The organism is Streptomyces sp. NPDC057438, assembly GCF_042802995.1.
Classification (GTDB): Bacteria; Actinomycetota; Actinomycetes; order Streptomycetales; family Streptomycetaceae; genus Streptomyces.
The window spans coordinates 18,153-33,937 of record NZ_JBHVDD010000004.1 but is presented as its reverse complement, the minus strand read 5'-3'; the positions used below and the strand labels follow the sequence as shown (position 1 = coordinate 33,937).

Genomic DNA, 15,785 nt, shown 5'->3' with positions numbered 1-15,785 from the left:
CATGAGCTCGAGAGGCAGTGGCCACTGATGCCCAGTGCGCAATGACCGACTTGCTCCACGACGCCGTCAAAGTCCGCGAGGTCTCGCCTCCGAGGCCGCCGCAGTCAGCCGCCTTGAGAGCCCACACCAGACATGAAAGATCAGCCATGAGCGCCGCCTCCAACCCGCCGATTCCCAACCCCCGTCAGTCCAACGGCTTCCTCGTCACCGTCAGCCTGCCGTCCCTGGTCACAGCAGCTCGCCTCCGCCGAGGTGACGTCTTCGCACTCCCAGATAACCCCAACGAGCAGTTGAAGATTGCGGCCATTGCGCCCCATCCGGAACTGAGCTCACGGTTGATCATCACTTCCACCGACAAGACGGCCCAGTTCACGTTGCACGTTGACGAGGCCGTACACCCCATGTACATGCCGCGTACCATCCAGGTCACGTGCCAGCTGTGCGACACGGACGCTATGACAGACCTCGACCTTGTCGCTCAGGGAGAGCCAAGGTCCTGGGTTTGTAACCGCCACTAGCCAGAGGATCCGCGCCCGGGACGGCCGCCACAGTAGCCGTCCCGGGTACGTCGAAAGCCAAACGCTAACCGTGATCGACAACAGCGGGCGGAGGCGCTTCGTGGTAGGCCGTGGGCCGACAGAACCCAATTAGTTCGGTCGGCGTTTTCCCTTCGTGCCTATCGCGGAGGCTTCCGCCGCTACCCTCCGCTTGTCGTTCGGTTGTGTGAGGGCGTGATCATGGTGCAGCGGACATGGAGCAGCGATCGCAGACTGACCGCGATCAGCAGAGCAAATCTCTCCGTCCCGGCGCGACAGGCCGTGGTTGATAAGCAGGTGCGTCCCGGGCTCACCGTTCTTGACTACGGCTGTGGCCGTGGGGGCGATGTGCGCGCTCTCCAGCAGCTGGATTGCCAAGCAGTCGGCTGGGATCCGTTCTATCAAGCCGACACGAGGCTGGAGCCAGCGGACGTCGTGCTCCTCACTTACGTCCTCAACGTCATCGAAGACTTGCAAGAGCGCCGCAAAACACTCAAGGAGGCATGGGACCTCGCCGGTACCGTCCTCGTCGCCTCCGCACGACTGACCTGGGAGAAGTCGAAGGTCAGGGGAGAGGCATTTGGTGACGGCCTGCTCACCAGCCGACAGACGTTCCAACACCTCTTCGGGGCAAACGAGCTGCGAGCGTACGTCGAACAAGTGACGGGCGTACGGACAGTCTCCGCAGCACCAGGCATTGTTTATGCCTTCAAAGATGAGAGAGCACGGCTCAGTTACCTTGCTCGACGGATCGTTCCTGATGCGGAGTGGCTTGCATCTGAGGACACGACCTCAGCGATCGCATCGGTCGTTGATTACGTCGAACGTCGCGGGCGGCTGCCCCGCATCGAAGAAGTTCCCGAGCCGATGTCCGAGTTGCTCAGCCACCTGCGCCCCAACGAAGTGCGTCGGCTCGCACGGGACTCTGCCGACTCCAGCAAGGTCGAGGAAGGCGGAAAGCGAACCACGCTCAACACCCTGCTCTTCCTTGCCGTCGAACTCTTCAACGGCCGCGGCCCCTTCAGTAGTCTCCCACTGAGCGTCCAACTCGACGTCCGTACCTTCTTCTCCTCCTACAAGGAAGCCTGCCAGCGATCCGACCGGCTCCTGCTCAAGCTGCGTGACGACACGTACATCCGCGGAGCTATGAGCGCCTCCGCGGTGGGAAAGCTGACCCCGACCGCTCTCTACGTCCACCAGCGAGCCCTCGAGCGGATGCCCACAGTGCTGCGCCTCTACGAGCACTGCGCCTCGATTGCCGCCGGCCGCCCGCAGGAATGGACCCTGGCCAAGCTTCGTCACCAGGGCCGGGCGGTGAGCTGGCTGGACTACCCGGACTTTGACACCGACCCACATCCACGGACGCTGTCCTCCTACCACGTGGACCTGAAGACGCTGGAGACGTCCTTCACCTCATACGCGGACTCCTTGAACCGGCCTCTACTCCACCGCAAGCACGAGTTCCTGGCTGCAGATGATCCGGATGCCGATCGGTACAAGCGGCTCACGGCAGCGGAGGCGAAGGCAGGTCTGTACGAGCACCCTCACCTCATCGGCACGGAGAATGGCTGGGAGGCTGAACTGGTCCGCTGCGGGCGCGCACTCCGTGGTCACCGGTTGGTGCGCCGCCCGACAGACTGACCGATCACGAAGCGTCGGACTGCATGTGCGCGACCAAGGCCGCCAACGCATCGACATCCAGGTCTGATGCTTGGTCTGGGAACCAGGACAGCCGGAGACCGTTTGATGCCGACTCTTCCGGCAGGCCCATGGCGGTTAGAACGTGGCTGGGCGTATAAGAGGCGCTCGTGCACGCGGAGCCGGTCGCTACGGCAACCTGTTCCTTCAGGAGGACGATGAGAGCCTCGGCGTCCACGCCGTCGAATGACAGGTTGAGAATGTGCGGGACCACATGATCCTGGTCGCCGTTGATGCGGAACCGAGTCTTCGCAAGCGCGTCCAGGAGACGGCTACGGAGTTCCGCCGCGCTCTTGTTCCACTGCGCGTGTTCTTTCTGGAAGATCCGCGCCGCCTCGGCCAGCCCCATGATCAAGGGCACAGGCAACGTTCCTGGCCTCAGCCCCCGCTCTTGACCACCACCGAACATGATCGGCTGGAGAGGCAGCTCATCCCAGCCCTGATGCCGGGCCACCAGCATCCCGACCCCCTTGGGAGCGCCGATCTTGTGGCCACTGACACTGATCAAGTCGATCGGCGCGGTGAGGTCCTGTGACAGCTTCCCGTACCCCTGGGCCGCATCCACATGGAGGTACGTCGGGGTGTCGCGGAGCCGCTCAGCGAGCTCGACCACCGGCTGGACGACGCCTGTCTCGTTGTTGACGTGCATGAGCGAGACGAGGAGGGTGTCCGGGCGCAGCCGTTCCAACACCGCGTCTACAGAGACACGCCCGGACAAACCCGGCTCGATGAAATCCACCTCGAAGCCGCGAGACTGCAGGTGCTCCAACGGCTCGATGACCGCCTTGTGTTCAATCGCCGAAGTGATGATGTGACGCTGGCCACTCTGCGCGCCGTGGGGAGCAAGACCGAGCAGCGCGATGTTGTTGCTCTCAGTAGCACCACTCGTGAAGATCAACTCATCTGGTTCGGCGCCGAAAGTGCTGGCCAGATACTGGCGCGACTGCTGCACGCCGCGCTTCGCACGGCTGCCGTACTCGTGCGTTCGACTCCCTGCGTTCCCGAAGTCTTCGGTCATCCAGTGCAGGACGACCTCCGCCACACGCGGGTCGACACGCGTCGTCGCTGCCGCATCGAGATACGTCACCACTAGCCCCACCACACCTCTGTGCGTTAATCCAGCACACCCTGTACGTCTTATACCTGACGTACGATACCGTTGCGTAGGTGGGATCACCGTCATCTTCGCAACTCGTTGACACCGCCACGTCCTCCGGCTTTGAGTACATCTTTCCAGCCATCCGGGGCATCCAGGCGGGACGCGAGTTCTACGTGTCCATGTGTCCGCTCCGCCTCATCCCGAAGATCTTCCTCTTCGACGAAGATGAGCTGGCGCCTGAAGTCCGGGCTCAACGAGTCTTGAACAAGGGGCGCCTCCCAGCCCTTACCCGGTACATCGTGGACAATCCGGACGATTACGTCTTCAGTGCGCTCACCGCCTCCGTAGATGGCGACATGCAGTTCGAGAGCATCTCCGACACCGGGGTTGGAATGCGCGCCGGCAAGATCCGCATCCCGATGGCTGCCCGCTTCCTCATCAACGACGGACAGCACCGCCGGGCAGCCATCGAGGCTGCCCTCAAGGAGAACCCCGACCTCGGCGAGGAAACCATCGCCGTGGTGTTCTTCCACGACTCGGGGCTCGCTCGGTGCCAGCAGATGTTCGCCGACCTCAACCGACATGCCGTGCGGCCGCCACGCTCCATCGGAGTGCTCTACGACCACCGCGACGACTTGGCGATCATCGCTCGGCTCCTGGCCATGAAGTGCCCCACGTTCAAGGGGCACGTAGAGATGGAGAACAGCACCCTCTCTCAGCGGTCCCGGAAGCTCTTCACGCTCAGCTCTGTCTACTACGCGACTCAGTCCCTCCTCCAAGGACTGGAGATCAAGAAGGAGAAAGCGCAGGAGCTGGCCGAAGAGTATTGGGAAGCGGTCGACGAAGTCATCCCAGAGTGGGACATGGTGCGTCGTCGCGAGCTGGCAGCCTCCGAGGTACGCCGCGACTACCTCCACAGCCATGGCATCGCCCTTCATGCCATCGGTCGGATCGGCAACACCCTTCTGCGAAGCTCGGATGCTCCCAAGGTGTGGAAGCCGAAGCTCGTCCGGTTGCGGTCGGTGGACTGGACACGGACCAACTCCGACTGGGAGGGGCGCGCGCTCATTGGCGGACGTGTGTCGAAGAGTCACCAGAACCTGACTTTGACCGTGAACTATCTCCGTCAGCACATGAAGCTCCGGCTGAGCCCCGAAGAGCAGCGTGTAGAAGACGCCTACCTGCGAGGAGACGCATGAGCACCCCGACACGGTCCGCCCCGTTCCAGGGGAGGACCCTCTCCGAAGTCGTGAACGAGCTGACGGAGGAGATCCGCGAGCTCTACACCGCGGACGAGGTGCCCTGGGTCATCGGATACAGCGGTGGCAAAGACTCCACCGCGGTGCTCCAGCTCGTCTGGCTCGCTCTGAAGGGCCTGCCAGTTGAGCAGCGCACCAAGCCGGTTCACGTCATCAGTACGGACACGCTGGTTGAGAACCCGGTGGTTGCTGCGTGGGTCAGCCAGTCGCTCGACACTATGCGCAAGGCTGCCGAAGAGCAGAGCCTCCCGATCGAACCGCATCGGCTCATCCCGAAGGTCGAAGACACCTTCTGGGTGAACCTGATCGGTCGCGGCTACCCGGCCCCTCGCCCGAAGTTCCGCTGGTGCACGGAGCGGATGAAGATCAAGCCGTCCAATAAGTTCATTCGCAACGTGGTCCGCCGGCACGGTGAAGCCATCCTCGTACTCGGCATCCGCAAGGCCGAGAGCCAGGCACGCGCACGAGCCATGGCCAAGCACGAGAAGGGCCGCGTACGGGACCGTCTCTCGCCGAACGGCAACCTGCCCAACTCGCTTGTCTACAGCCCCGTCGAGGCATGGACCAACGACGAGGTCTGGATGTTCCTCATGCAGCAGTCCAACCCTTGGGGACACAAGAACAAGGACTTGCTGACCATGTACCAGGGGGCCTCCAGCGATTCAGAGTGCCCTTTGGTCGTTGACGACACCACGCCGTCTTGTGGCGACAGCCGCTTCGGCTGCTGGACCTGCACCCTTGTGGATCAAGACAAGTCGATGACTGCCATGATCCAGAACGACGGGGAGAAGAAGTGGATGCGACCGCTCCTTGCCCTCCGTAACGAGCTCGACGATGTCTCGAAGGAAAAGGACACCCGCGACTTCCGGCGGATGAACGGTCGGGTCGACCTGTTCAACGACCGAGTCATTCCGGGGCCGTACACCCAGAGCGCGCGTGAGGCGTGGCTGCGTAAGTTGCTCGATGCTCAGGCGCACGTGCGGAAGAACGCACCGGCCGACATGAGCAATATCGAGCTGATCACGATGGAAGAACTACACGAGATCCGCCGCCTCTGGGTCTTCGAGAAGCATGAGGTCGAGGACTCGCTGCCCCGCATCTACGAGGCAGCCACAGGCGAGCCGTTCCCGGGTGCGCCTCTGGATGAACAGCTTGTCATCCGTGCTGACGAGATTGGCCTACTGCGGGAAGTCTGCGGAGACGACGAGATCCACTTCAACATGATCCGAGAGTTGCTGGCTGTTGAGCGGCAGTATCGGACCAAGGCACGCCGCAAGGGGCTCTTCGAGTCTCTTGAGGCGGTGGTCAAGAAGGGGTTCTACGAGAACGCGGACGACGCACTCGACTTCGCCATGCGGAAGAGGGAACTTCGCGAGAACGGCACTCTGAACGACCCTGAGCCTCAGGCCATGACGCTGGACGAAAAGACGAACGATGCTACTGCATAAGATCACCCTGCAAGATTTTGGCGCATACCAAGGCGAGCAGCAGTTGGACTTGCGCACGCAGCCGGGGCGGCCAATCGTCCTGATCGGCGGCTTGAATGGCTGCGGCAAGACCACACTCCTTGACGCCATCCAACTGGTTCTCTACGGCCCAAAGGCAGAGTGCAGCGGACGCGGAACCCGCGGCTACAACGACTATCTCGAGCAGTGCATCAATCGGAAGGCTGACCGATCCTCCGGAGCCGCCATCACTCTGGAGTTCACCATCAGCGTGGAGGCGGAAGAACGCCACTACAAGGTGGTCAGGAACTGGTACTTCACCGGAAGTAAGACGCTCAAGGAATTCCTCACCGTCAAGGTGGACGGACAGTTCAGTCGTACAGTAACGGAGAGCTGGCCTGACCATGTCGAGACCATCCTCCCTATCGACGTTGCCTCGCTGTTCTTCTTTGACGGAGAACGAGTAGAGCAGCTTGCAGATCCGGAGCGGGCCGCCAAGGTGATTGAGTCGGCCGTCCAGTCGCTGATGGGCGTTGGCACGGTGGAACGTCTCCGAAACGACCTCAAAGCTCTCCAGAATCGGCAGCAACTTTCCGGGCAACAGCAAGAGTTCCTCGATAAGATCCACTCGCTGCAACAGGAGCTGGCCCAGGCCAGCCAGGTCGTCTCGGACAGTGCCCAGAAGTTGGCAGGCTTCACTTCGCAACTCGACGTGTGCAAGAAGGATCTGCGCACGGCCGAGCAAGACTTTGCGCGGGCCGGCGGTAAGGCCTTCGAACAGAGAAAGGAACTCGAAGCCGAGCGTGCCCGCATTGATGAGCTGGCTAAGGCGACGGACAAGGCGCTAGTCGCCGTGGCAGAAGGGCCCTTGCCGCTCCTGCTGCTCCAGAAACAACTCGCTGGCGTCAAGGAGCAGGCGCGGTTGGAGCGGGAAGCTGACGATGCCTCTCGTGTCGTCGGCGTTCTCGAGGAGCGAGACGAGTGGCTCATCCAGCAGCTCACCGAGTCGCTGCCAGCCGCCGCCCGCACGGCCCTCAAGAAGAAGTTGATGAATGATCGCCGGAAGCGGGCAGCTGCAGCCGATCTCGACCAGGCGCTGGGTCTTCCGCACGACGCCCTGATGCAGTTGTCGGCACTGGATCAGGCCCTTGTCAGCGACTCCGCCCGAGCCCGTGACCTGCTGCGAGAAGCCGCTGATATCGCTGAGCGACTGGAATCGGCAGATCAGCAACTCGGCGCTGTCCCCGAAGAGCAACTCATCGAGCACCTCATGGTCCAGCGCAAGGCGGCGATGGACAAAGTCGCGGTCGCGCAAGCCCAGGTGCAGCGTGGGGAAGCCCTCGTTGCAGAGGCGACTAGCCGTGAGGCACGCCTCGCTGCCGAGTTGAAGAGGGCACAGCGCGGCCGTACCGAAGTTGAGTGGCAGTCAGAGGTACTTAAGCGAGTCGACAAGTACTCCGACAAGGCTCGCCACACTCTTGAGAAGTTCGGCGCTGTACTTCTGGCCCGGCATATCAAGAGCGTGGAAGTCGCAGTCCTCAAGAGCTTCAACAAGCTCATGCGGAAGCAGGGCCTCATCCGTGACATCCGGATCGACACAGACAAGTTCACACTCCAGCTGACCGACTCCGAGGGCGAACCCGTAGACCCCGGGAGGCTGAGCGCCGGCGAGAGGCAACTCCTGGCCGTCTCTCTCCTCTGGGGCCTTGCTACGTCCGCGGGTAACCGACTGCCGAGCATTATCGACACTCCTCTCGGGCGTCTGGACAGCCGGCACCGTCAGCACCTCGTCGACCGCTACTTCCCTCAAGCTGGTCGCCAGGTCTTGCTCCTGTCCACGGACGAGGAGATCGATGAGAACCTTCTGGGCCGCCTGAAGCCGTACCTCGCCCACACCTACACCCTCGTTCACGACGACAAGACGTTCACCACCACCGTTGAACCCGGTTACTGGTGGACCGCAGGAGCAGCGCATGTCGCTTGAGACCATCCGCCTCTCGCAGACGGCTAGAGATCAACTTGTGTGGCTCAAGCGCAATACAGGAATCGCTCATTGGAACGTCCTGTGCCGTTGGGCGCTTGCGCTCTCTCTGCAAGATGATTCGACACCGCTCGTCAAGGAAATCGTCACCGATTCCAACGTGGAGATGAGCTGGCGGACCTTCGCAGGCTCCTACGGTGACATCTACCTCGCGCTGCTCAAGCAGCGATGCATCGCCGATGGTGAAGAACCGTCCGACGAAGCCGTGTCCCGAACGCTCATCGTTCACATCCACCGCGGCGTTGGCTACCTTCATGGCCGACGGGAGCTCAAGAGCATCAGCGACTTCGTCAAGTTGGCTGTGGCCTGATTTGCAAGATGCCCCGGTGGAGACGACGTTGATCGTCTCCACCGGGGCATCTGCATCAGCTAGTCGACTACCTGACGCTCAGAGAACGTCCTTGATCTTGTTGAGGTAGAGCTCCGCGAAGCCGCCCCACTGCTTCCTCAGCTGCCCGTACTGATCATTCGGGGTGTCGTGCATCGACTCGGCCTTGGCGTAGGCGACGAGCAGCAGTGTGATCGCTTCGATCGCGCGACGAGCAGTTGACTGCAGGGACGGCGCGCTCGCCGTGCTGGCGTCCTTGGACAGCGCGTGGAGCGGCTCGTACATCTCCCGGTAGAAGGCATGCCGCTGGTTCAGCCGGATGATCGTCTGATCCCCGAGGTGGGTGAGCTCGATGAGCTGATCGCCGGGGAAGCTGACAGTCTCGATCACGAACGGCAGGTCCTTGATCTCCTGGACGTACGCGGCCTCCTCCTCTTCGGTCGAGTTCCGACCCGCGTCCTGCGCAAGGTCGGCGTACTCCCTGTCGCGCTCGGCGGGCGTGGGTACGGCCTTGACCCGGCCCTTGGGCATCGTGCGATCTACGTCCTTCACCGCCTTGGCGAGGGGGGCGTGTTCGCCGGACTTCACTGCCTCCTTCCGGTCGTCTTCGCCCCACACGCGGTGGAGCTCTTCACGCGCCTTGGGGATGACGGTGCGAGCCAAGTCGCGCAGAGTCTTGCGAAGTTCATCCGCAGGGACCGCTCCGCGCTTCACGTTGCGGACGCCCATCAGGCGGTCAAGCTCGGGGGTGAAGTACACCTCGAATCCGATGAACCTGTCCGGCGTCAGGATCCCCTCGGGAAAGAGACGCGCGACAGGGGTATAGCTGATCTCGCGGTCCAGCCGCATGAAGCTGATTGCGCCTTCGTTCTCAGGCAGCCGCAGCTTCTTGGCCAGGGCGTCACCACCCAGCCCCTTGGCCCGCAGCACCTCACGCGGGGCAAGGGTGATGACGACCCGAATCTTGTGAGTGGTTCCCTGCACCTTCACATCGCCATTGAAGAAGACCTGGCCGGGAAAGTGAGTGGCCTCCGTCCCCGCCTTCCGCGGCGTGCCCTCGCTGCGGGCCACTTCCTCGGTCAGGACCTGGTCCACCCAGGTGCCCTTGCGCAGGAAGGTCGGGTCGTGCGGCACGAGGTCCGTGTGATCGACCGTGATCTTGATGCCGCCGCAGAGGAAGTCACGGAAGATCCGGGACAGTTCCTTGTTCATCTCGTTGCGGATGTGGTCCGGCGTGCTTCGGCCATGCCCATCGGAAACCCGGTCGATCTTCGACCACAGAACGAGCGTGCCCGTGCCTTCCGGGAAGTACGGCACCAGATGGGCTGGCAGGGGCTCGTCATCCGGCGGGTTGATGCCGATTTTCTCGCCCCGCTTCTCTGCCTCAAGGGCGTCGTCCAGGTCGAACTTCACATGCCTGATCGCGTCGCTGCCCGACACACGCGACCACGCCTCGATGCAGGTGCCCACGCTGAGGCCGGCGAGCTTGGCTCCGACGCCGAACTTGCCGATCGTCTTGTCGGACATGAAGCGCGTGGAGAAGCCGAGTTGCAAGTAGTGGTGGAGGGTCTTGTCGTCCATGCCCTCGCCGTCATCGATGAAGGAGATCTGACTGATCGCCTTCTTGCGACCCTTCATGAACTCCTCGGTCAGAATCTGGATGTGGTTCGCGCGGGCCTCAATGCTGTTGTCGATCACTTCGCCCACTGCGGAGGGGAAGTTGTGGCCGGACTCACGGAGGCTGAGCAGGGCCTGGCCGGAGAGGACGACCGGGATGGCGCCCTCGACGATATCGTTCATGGTGATCTCCTGGTCTGCGGGGTGCTGGGTGAGGGAAGAGCCCGGCGCAGCGCGCGCTCGATTTCGGTTTCGGGGCAGAAGGGGCAGCGTCGGCCCGTTCCTGTGGGGCTTGCGGGATGGATCTGGTTCGTGATCGGGGTGCTCGTAGAGAGGCACCGGTGGTACCAGGCGGACTCAATGGAGTAGGCCTGTTGGCAGTTGGCGGTCGGTGCAGCTACAAAGTGCGTGGCACGGCCGCGGAGTGGATGGCGGGTGAGCCGTCGGCGGAGGCAGGTGTCCGATCGGCCGACGTACAGGGGTGTGGTTTGCCCCTGCTCGTGACGCAGAAGGAGGTATGCGCCGATCGTTCCTGCGGGGATCTGCAGGTTCACGATGCTCCGGGTGAACCGGAGGGCAACGCTTCCGTTGCCCTCGTACGGCTCACCGAGACTTACTGAAACCCCCTGAGGGCGCCCGGTCACGCCGTGGCGCTGATCAGGGTCTTCGCGTGTTCCCGCAGCGCACGCCGGGTTCGCTCAACGGTCGCCACGGACACCCCCGTCTGCTTCGCGGAGTCGGAGACGGTCATCGTGTCGAGCATGCCCTGGAGGCAAGCAAGGCCATGAGCCCCGAGCGTGGAGGCAAAGCCTCGCAGCTCCTGCAGCATTTCTGCGGCGATGACCCGTGCCTCAGGGGTGTCATGGGTGACCATCTCAGCCGCCAGCGCGCCGTCTGCAGCGGTGGTGCACACGCGGCGACGGGCAGCGTCAGGAAGGGGCCGACAGGCGGCATTCTGACGGGCGGTGGCCTGCGAGCGGCGGATGGTGCGACGTGCGTCCCTGATGACGTTCCGGCACAGAAGATCAGGGGTCTCGGCTGCACGCTTGTGGCCGAGAGTGAGATTCAGCGCGGTGTCGATGACGTCGAGGAACTCGCTGTCCCACGCCCTCTTCTTGTTCCTCTCGTGCAGACGGCGCATCGTCTCAAAGCGCACGTCGTTGAGCTGGAGCATCAAAGCCCCTTCCCGGGTGCCCGGCTGCTGTAGGCCGGACCCACTCAGTTGTGACCCGCTCGCCCTTTGGCCGTCGTCGCCATGCGGTCGACTTCGGCATGAGCAGGTTTCTAAACTGTAGAGCCCGCCACCGACAGTCCGTGGCAGAAGGCTCACATCTCTTAGGGGACAGGTTTGCGGCACAACCCCTCACGCATGCCGCGGAGTTACTCGTCCGATCGGTATCAGCGCAGGCCGGACTGCACGAGGTAGTGAAACGTGCTCGAAGGCTGCCTCACTGCTGTTCCCACCAGGTAGCGTTGGGCGCATCTTGGATCATGCCGCTCTGGAGGCCCCTGCGTGAATGCGAAGTCGATCACCTACACGTACCCAGCACACATCACGCAGCAGACGCCGTCAGGCAAGCCGCTGGTCTTCTTCGCGGCGCCGGCTACGCAGATCGACCAGTGGGTCGGGGTACCTCAGCGCAGCCGTCTCGACGACGAGGAGACGATCGGCTTCCAACGGCAGGAGAACAAGACCCGTATCCGGGAACTGTCGAGCTTTTACCACGACGAACGCAACATCGTGCAGAACCCGCTCCTGGCGGCACCCCAGAGCGCGACCTCCGTGACCTTCAAGGCGCTCGACGGAAACCCCGACTTCGGCACGATCGAGATCGTGAGCGAGGACTTCAGCGACACCTCGCTGCTGGAGCTGATGAACCAGGTTGTAGCCGGTCTCGAGTCCAGGGTCCCCGACCTCAAGGACGCGCCGCTAGACCAGGAGCGCCTCTCGTCGATCATGGACAGGGGGCGCAAGGAACACGGGCTCGACGTCGTAGTGGATGAGGACGATGAGGACGAAGACGGAGCAGAAGAGAACGGCGGGAACGGTGACGACGCCGACGCCGCCAGCGTACTGCTCACCGATGAAACCCACCTGATCGACTTCTACACCGAGTTGAAGGGCCGCATCAAGGTCCTCGAAGCCCTGGACCCGGACGTGAAGCCCCAGAGGATCCTCGGCTTCGACCGCAACGCGATGATCAGTTACCTCAAGCCGATCATGCTTGTCGACGGTCAGCATCGCCTGAAGGGCGCTGTGTTGGCAGCCCAGACCTTCGCGAAGGGCGGGGAGGGCGAAGCGTTTTTGCTCGAAGCGGCGGAGAGCGGGAAAGACCCAGCAGAGGCCAAGGCGGAGTTCATCGCACTCCACGCCCGGCGTCTGCCCGTTTCCCTCCTGTTGGACCCGAGCCCGAGCGAGCACGTCTTCCAGTTTGTAGTGGTGAACCAGAAGGCCACCCCGATGGGCAAGGCACTGCTGGGAACGATCGTGTCCACCAGTTTGAGTAAGGACGAACTGGAGCCCGTCGCGCAACGGCTCAAGAACGCCGGCATCAAGCTCGACGACTCTCAGGCCATCGCCTACCTCACGCGCGCGGAGGAGAGCCCGTTCAAGAACTTTGTACAGACGGGCATCACGGGCGCCACCGGAGACCGAACCACCTCGCTGCAGTGGCCAGTCCTCAAGGGGCTCGTGGGAGTCTTCCGCGAGCTCTCTGGAGGCAAGATCTACGGGCAGAAGACCGACTGGGCACGAGTCTGGGGTAAGAACCACCTCGACGACAGCGCCTTCGTTGCGGCCTTTGACACCCACGAAGAGAAGTTGGCGGAGTGGGCCCGTCCGGATGGGCCGTGGCGGGAAGTCTTCATCAGGTTCTACTCGAACATCCGGGAAAAGTTCGGAGCTGACGACCCCGAGGCATCCAATGCCTGGGGCACGACCCGCAGTAACCTCTACAATAAGGTCAGCCTCACGATCTTGGCGGCCGACTACTTCGAATTCCTGCGTATGCAGAAAAAAACTCTGCACAGCGTCGCAGATGTGGACTCCACCATGGAGGACTGGCTCGAAGGCGTGAATACTGCCTACTTCAACCGGAACTGGAAGGTTGAGAAGAAAGACACGCCACTCATCCGCAGAACTTGGGCCCGTCTCTGGAACGAGTACCGGAAAAACCCTGAGTCCCTGCCCAAGGAGGGCGAATACAACCCCACCACTGGGGCGTGATGCAACCGCAGGAGGTCGGCGACTTCTTCGCCGAGATCAAAAACGCCTTGGACAGTAACTGGTCGGACGAGGCTCTGAAATCCCTCTCGAAACACACCGTGCCAGAGGTCGTGTCCGGAAATCATGGCTGGCTTCTGCGCGGAGACCTGTCAACGATGTGGGGGAGATGGTTCATCGAGAGTCTGGTGGACCTAGCGCCATACGAGCTGAACACCGAACTCAGCATTGGGCACCTACACGTACCCATACTCGCCTACTTCAATTCCGTGAGCCCGCAAGTCCCTCTGGACGAGCGACAAAAGTACGCGCGGGTGCTAACGAGATTTGCTTGGCAGCTAGTAACCGCCAGAAGAGGGCGCAAGCGTTCCGCGATAGGCTTGGCCCTGCGTGAGGAACTGTGGGCCGTGGCGCAACCGGAACCGCGCTGCTACCTCTGTGGCTATCAGTTTGGTGATCACGCACGGGACAGATTTCTTGTAGGGGCTACGGAAATGCCGCCTGCTCCTCCGCTGGTCGACTTCACACGCCCGCGGGGGATGCGTGCCGCTCAGCTTTGTGTCGAGGTGGACCATGTGGTCCCTGTCGCGGAGGGCGGCGCGACGGCTGTTGACAACCTTCGTCTCGCTTGCGGCTGGTGCAACTCAGTGAAAAACCGGTACACGAATATCTACGACACGATTCCCTGGTCTGCGGGAATACTTTCCCATCCGGCACTAGGCCCTGTAACTCGACCTCAGCCGCTGTGGGTTCTACGCACGGTCGCAACACGCAGACGCTGCGAATTCGCAGCAGGGTGCACGGCACGGATTGAAGGCGCCGAACTCTTCGCTGGGCCGAGAAATCAGGGCGGCGCTCTGACTCCGGTCAATGTCGCAGTTTACTGTGAGCAGCACGACCCATGGCACCTCGACAGGTGGATTGGCCCCAAACGCTTGGCTGCCGGATTGGCAAACTAGCCCGAAATGATTGAGCTGGGAGGGAGGTCCACTGCCTACGGGGAGGATTCACAGCTGATTGCGGAAGAGCGGCGTGCCTCACCCGCTACCAAAAGCGGGTCCGCAGTCTGTAAGGAAATCGGTCTGCTCGTACCCCTTAACGGGCATCCTCATGCGGCAATGAGCTGCGCAGTCGCGCTCCTAGGCTCTCTCGTTGCGCGCACCGCCTGGAAGTGTTTCGGGTACGCACAAGTCTCCAGCAGTGGCTAAATTGACGCTTCGCCCCATTAGCTGGAGGTGATTGCCCCTCAGAAGGAATCCCAAGCGGACCGGTGAACCTCCGGCCCGTACGGACTCCACCCGTTGAGGTAGGGCTTGAGATCGTCAGCCTCGAACGTCAGCCCAGACGGCATAGTCGGTAGCTGCGTCAGCGGGTCGATAGACTCGGCGTAGTCGCGTGCCCATCGGAGCCAGGCACGTGCCGAGTCGACCTCGGAATCTTCTCTCGTCGCAACATTGAGTCTGCGTTCTAGAGCGTCGCAGTACTGGCGGAGCGCGTGCGCTTCCTGCCACTGTTTTGCTTGCTTGCGGAGAATCGTTCCGAGGTGAGCCTCATTGGCCTTTTCCTTGGCGGAATCCATGGCTGCTTCCCAGCGGATCCGACGTTGTTCTTTCGCGCATTCCTCGTCCAACTGCCGCTGTCGATCTTCGACTGCACGGATTTCCAGTTCCTCGAGAGCAAACCCGAGGACGTCCTCCAGTTTCGACCGCTTTCGGTCGCCCCATTGATGCCGCCGCTTGGATCGGCTATACCCGATGTCCAGAGCGAGCTGCTGAGAGCGATTAGGGTCAGTGGATTGGGGAAACTCCTGCTTGATGGTGGCGGTGTAGGTGAATCCGCCAATGACGATCTCCAGAGCCCCCTCCCGACAGCTCGCTGGGAAGTATCTGCCGTTGTAGTAGTGCGCTGAACGGCGATCGCTGTCAGGCACCGAGGGCTGGTGCACCTTGTATTTTCGCCGTTCAGCCTCCACAGCGAGCCCCTGGAGTAGCAGCAGAGCGCGGCGACGCAGGGCGGGCGGCATAAGAAGCCGGCGCTCACTGTCTCGCAACCCGGCCACGATGCGGTGCGGTGAGCGCAACTGCGTCGGTACCGGAACTCGCGGAGTGTCTTCCAGGGGCGTCCGCCCAGAGTTGGCATGTGGACCATCTACTAACGAGATCTGCAGGTCGCGGGCAGCGTTCCATAGCCGCTGTTTCTCGATGCGCTTGCCCTGCGGAATCAGACCGTGCCGCTTGGCAAAGTCGATGACACGTCGCCATTCGGTGATCTCATTCTCGTCAGGCTTCGAGATGATCACGTGGCGTTCAGTAACCAACCGCTCCACGAGCTTGGTGGCTTTTGCCCGGCGCGCTACGGGGATGGGCCGGTCACTGTATGGCGTCCGTGGCTTCTTGTGGGGGGCTGTTCGCTTACTCGCACCGGTCGTCGCCGAAGTTGTCTTGCGGACTTGGCTCCTGGCTGTCCCCGTGACCACCGACGCTGTTGACTGATCAGCTGAAGAGACGCCCAGTGTCGGATGCTCTGGATGATGGCCGTG

Annotated in this window: 12 protein-coding genes; 8 read left to right on the top strand and 4 right to left on the bottom strand. The window is 62.3% G+C overall.

Features of this window, described 5'->3' with window-relative positions:
• The first annotated feature begins 146 nt into the window (after nucleotides 1-146).
• The gene (locus ACFU5F_RS04240; RefSeq protein WP_383869639.1) at nucleotides 147-518 is read left to right on the top strand and encodes a hypothetical protein; all 372 of its coding nucleotides are present in this window, start codon (nucleotides 147-149) and stop codon (nucleotides 516-518) included.
• Nucleotides 519-737: 219 nt separating this feature from the next.
• Nucleotides 738-2,177 (top strand): DNA phosphorothioation-associated putative methyltransferase, encoded by a 1,440-nt coding sequence (locus tag ACFU5F_RS04235; protein ID WP_383869671.1) that lies wholly within the window; start codon nucleotides 738-740, stop codon nucleotides 2,175-2,177.
• Nucleotides 2,178-2,181: 4 nt separating this feature from the next.
• On the opposite strand, the gene dndA is transcribed toward ACFU5F_RS04235, so the two are convergent.
• Entirely contained in the window at nucleotides 2,182-3,324 is a 1,143-nt protein-coding gene (dndA, locus tag ACFU5F_RS04230; RefSeq protein ID WP_383881662.1) for a cysteine desulfurase DndA, read from the bottom strand.
• A 77-nt stretch (nucleotides 3,325-3,401) separates the two neighbouring features.
• Here dndA and dndB point away from each other — a divergent pair, with 77 nt between their 5' ends.
• From dndB to dndE, 4 genes are read left to right on the top strand one after another with little or no spacing between them, the layout of a single operon-like run.
• The gene (dndB, locus tag ACFU5F_RS04225; protein WP_383869643.1) at nucleotides 3,402-4,532 is read left to right on the top strand and encodes a DNA sulfur modification protein DndB; all 1,131 of its coding nucleotides are present in this window, start codon (nucleotides 3,402-3,404) and stop codon (nucleotides 4,530-4,532) included.
• Nucleotides 4,529-6,040, top strand: a complete 1,512-nt coding sequence (gene dndC / locus ACFU5F_RS04220; RefSeq protein ID WP_383869646.1) for a DNA phosphorothioation system sulfurtransferase DndC — start codon at nucleotides 4,529-4,531, stop codon at nucleotides 6,038-6,040. The genes dndB and dndC overlap by 4 nt, the downstream gene beginning before the upstream one ends.
• Nucleotides 6,027-8,021 carry a DNA sulfur modification protein DndD gene (dndD, locus tag ACFU5F_RS04215; protein WP_383869648.1) on the top strand — a complete coding sequence of 665 codons (1,995 nt, stop codon included), beginning with the start codon at nucleotides 6,027-6,029 and terminating at the stop codon, nucleotides 8,019-8,021. The genes dndC and dndD overlap by 14 nt, the downstream gene beginning before the upstream one ends.
• On the top strand, nucleotides 8,011-8,388 hold the full coding sequence (gene dndE, locus ACFU5F_RS04210) for a DNA sulfur modification protein DndE (RefSeq protein WP_383869650.1): 378 nt from the start codon (nucleotides 8,011-8,013) through the stop codon (nucleotides 8,386-8,388). Before dndD ends, dndE begins: the two co-directional genes overlap by 11 nt.
• Nucleotides 8,389-8,466: 78 nt before the next feature.
• On the opposite strand, the gene ACFU5F_RS04205 is transcribed toward dndE, so the two are convergent.
• Nucleotides 8,467-10,206, bottom strand: coding sequence for an ATP-binding protein (locus tag ACFU5F_RS04205; RefSeq protein ID WP_383869653.1), 1,740 nt, complete (start codon nucleotides 10,204-10,206; stop codon nucleotides 8,467-8,469).
• 457 nt (nucleotides 10,207-10,663) lie between these two features.
• Nucleotides 10,664-11,197 (bottom strand): hypothetical protein, encoded by a 534-nt coding sequence (locus tag ACFU5F_RS04200; RefSeq protein ID WP_383881656.1) that lies wholly within the window; start codon nucleotides 11,195-11,197, stop codon nucleotides 10,664-10,666.
• Nucleotides 11,198-11,536: 339 nt separating this feature from the next.
• On the opposite strand from ACFU5F_RS04200, the gene ACFU5F_RS04195 reads away from it, so the two are divergent.
• Both ACFU5F_RS04195 and ACFU5F_RS04190 read left to right on the top strand, forming a co-directional pair.
• Complete coding sequence (locus tag ACFU5F_RS04195) at nucleotides 11,537-13,249, top strand: hypothetical protein (protein WP_383869660.1); 1,713 nt, start codon at nucleotides 11,537-11,539, stop codon at nucleotides 13,247-13,249.
• A complete protein-coding gene (locus tag ACFU5F_RS04190) occupies nucleotides 13,249-14,205 on the top strand; it encodes an HNH endonuclease (protein ID WP_383882063.1) in 957 nt (318 codons plus the stop codon). Before ACFU5F_RS04195 ends, ACFU5F_RS04190 begins: the two co-directional genes overlap by 1 nt.
• A gap of 287 nt (nucleotides 14,206-14,492) precedes the next feature.
• Here the strand turns inward: ACFU5F_RS04190 and ACFU5F_RS04185 are convergent, their stop codons facing one another.
• Entirely contained in the window at nucleotides 14,493-15,545 is a 1,053-nt protein-coding gene (locus ACFU5F_RS04185) for a hypothetical protein (protein ID WP_383881653.1), read from the bottom strand.
• Between the last annotated feature and the right edge of the window lie 240 nt (nucleotides 15,546-15,785).

Bases quoted from the DNA above. Each gene is read 5' to 3' on its own strand.
- ACFU5F_RS04200 (WP_383881656.1), bottom strand. From the start codon at position 11,197: ATGCTCCAGCTCAACGACGTGCGCTTTGAGACGATGCGCCGTCTGCAC.
- dndD (WP_383869648.1), top strand. From the start codon at position 6,027: ATGCTACTGCATAAGATCACCCTGCAAGATTTTGGCGCATACCAAGGC.
- ACFU5F_RS04190 (WP_383882063.1), top strand. From the start codon at position 13,249: ATGCAACCGCAGGAGGTCGGCGACTTCTTCGCCGAGATCAAAAACGCC.
- ACFU5F_RS04240 (WP_383869639.1), top strand. From the start codon at position 147: ATGAGCGCCGCCTCCAACCCGCCGATTCCCAACCCCCGTCAGTCCAAC.
- ACFU5F_RS04205 (WP_383869653.1), bottom strand. From the start codon at position 10,206: ATGAACGATATCGTCGAGGGCGCCATCCCGGTCGTCCTCTCCGGCCAG.
- dndE (WP_383869650.1), top strand. From the start codon at position 8,011: ATGTCGCTTGAGACCATCCGCCTCTCGCAGACGGCTAGAGATCAACTT.
- ACFU5F_RS04235 (WP_383869671.1), top strand. From the start codon at position 738: ATGGTGCAGCGGACATGGAGCAGCGATCGCAGACTGACCGCGATCAGC.
- dndC (WP_383869646.1), top strand. From the start codon at position 4,529: ATGAGCACCCCGACACGGTCCGCCCCGTTCCAGGGGAGGACCCTCTCC.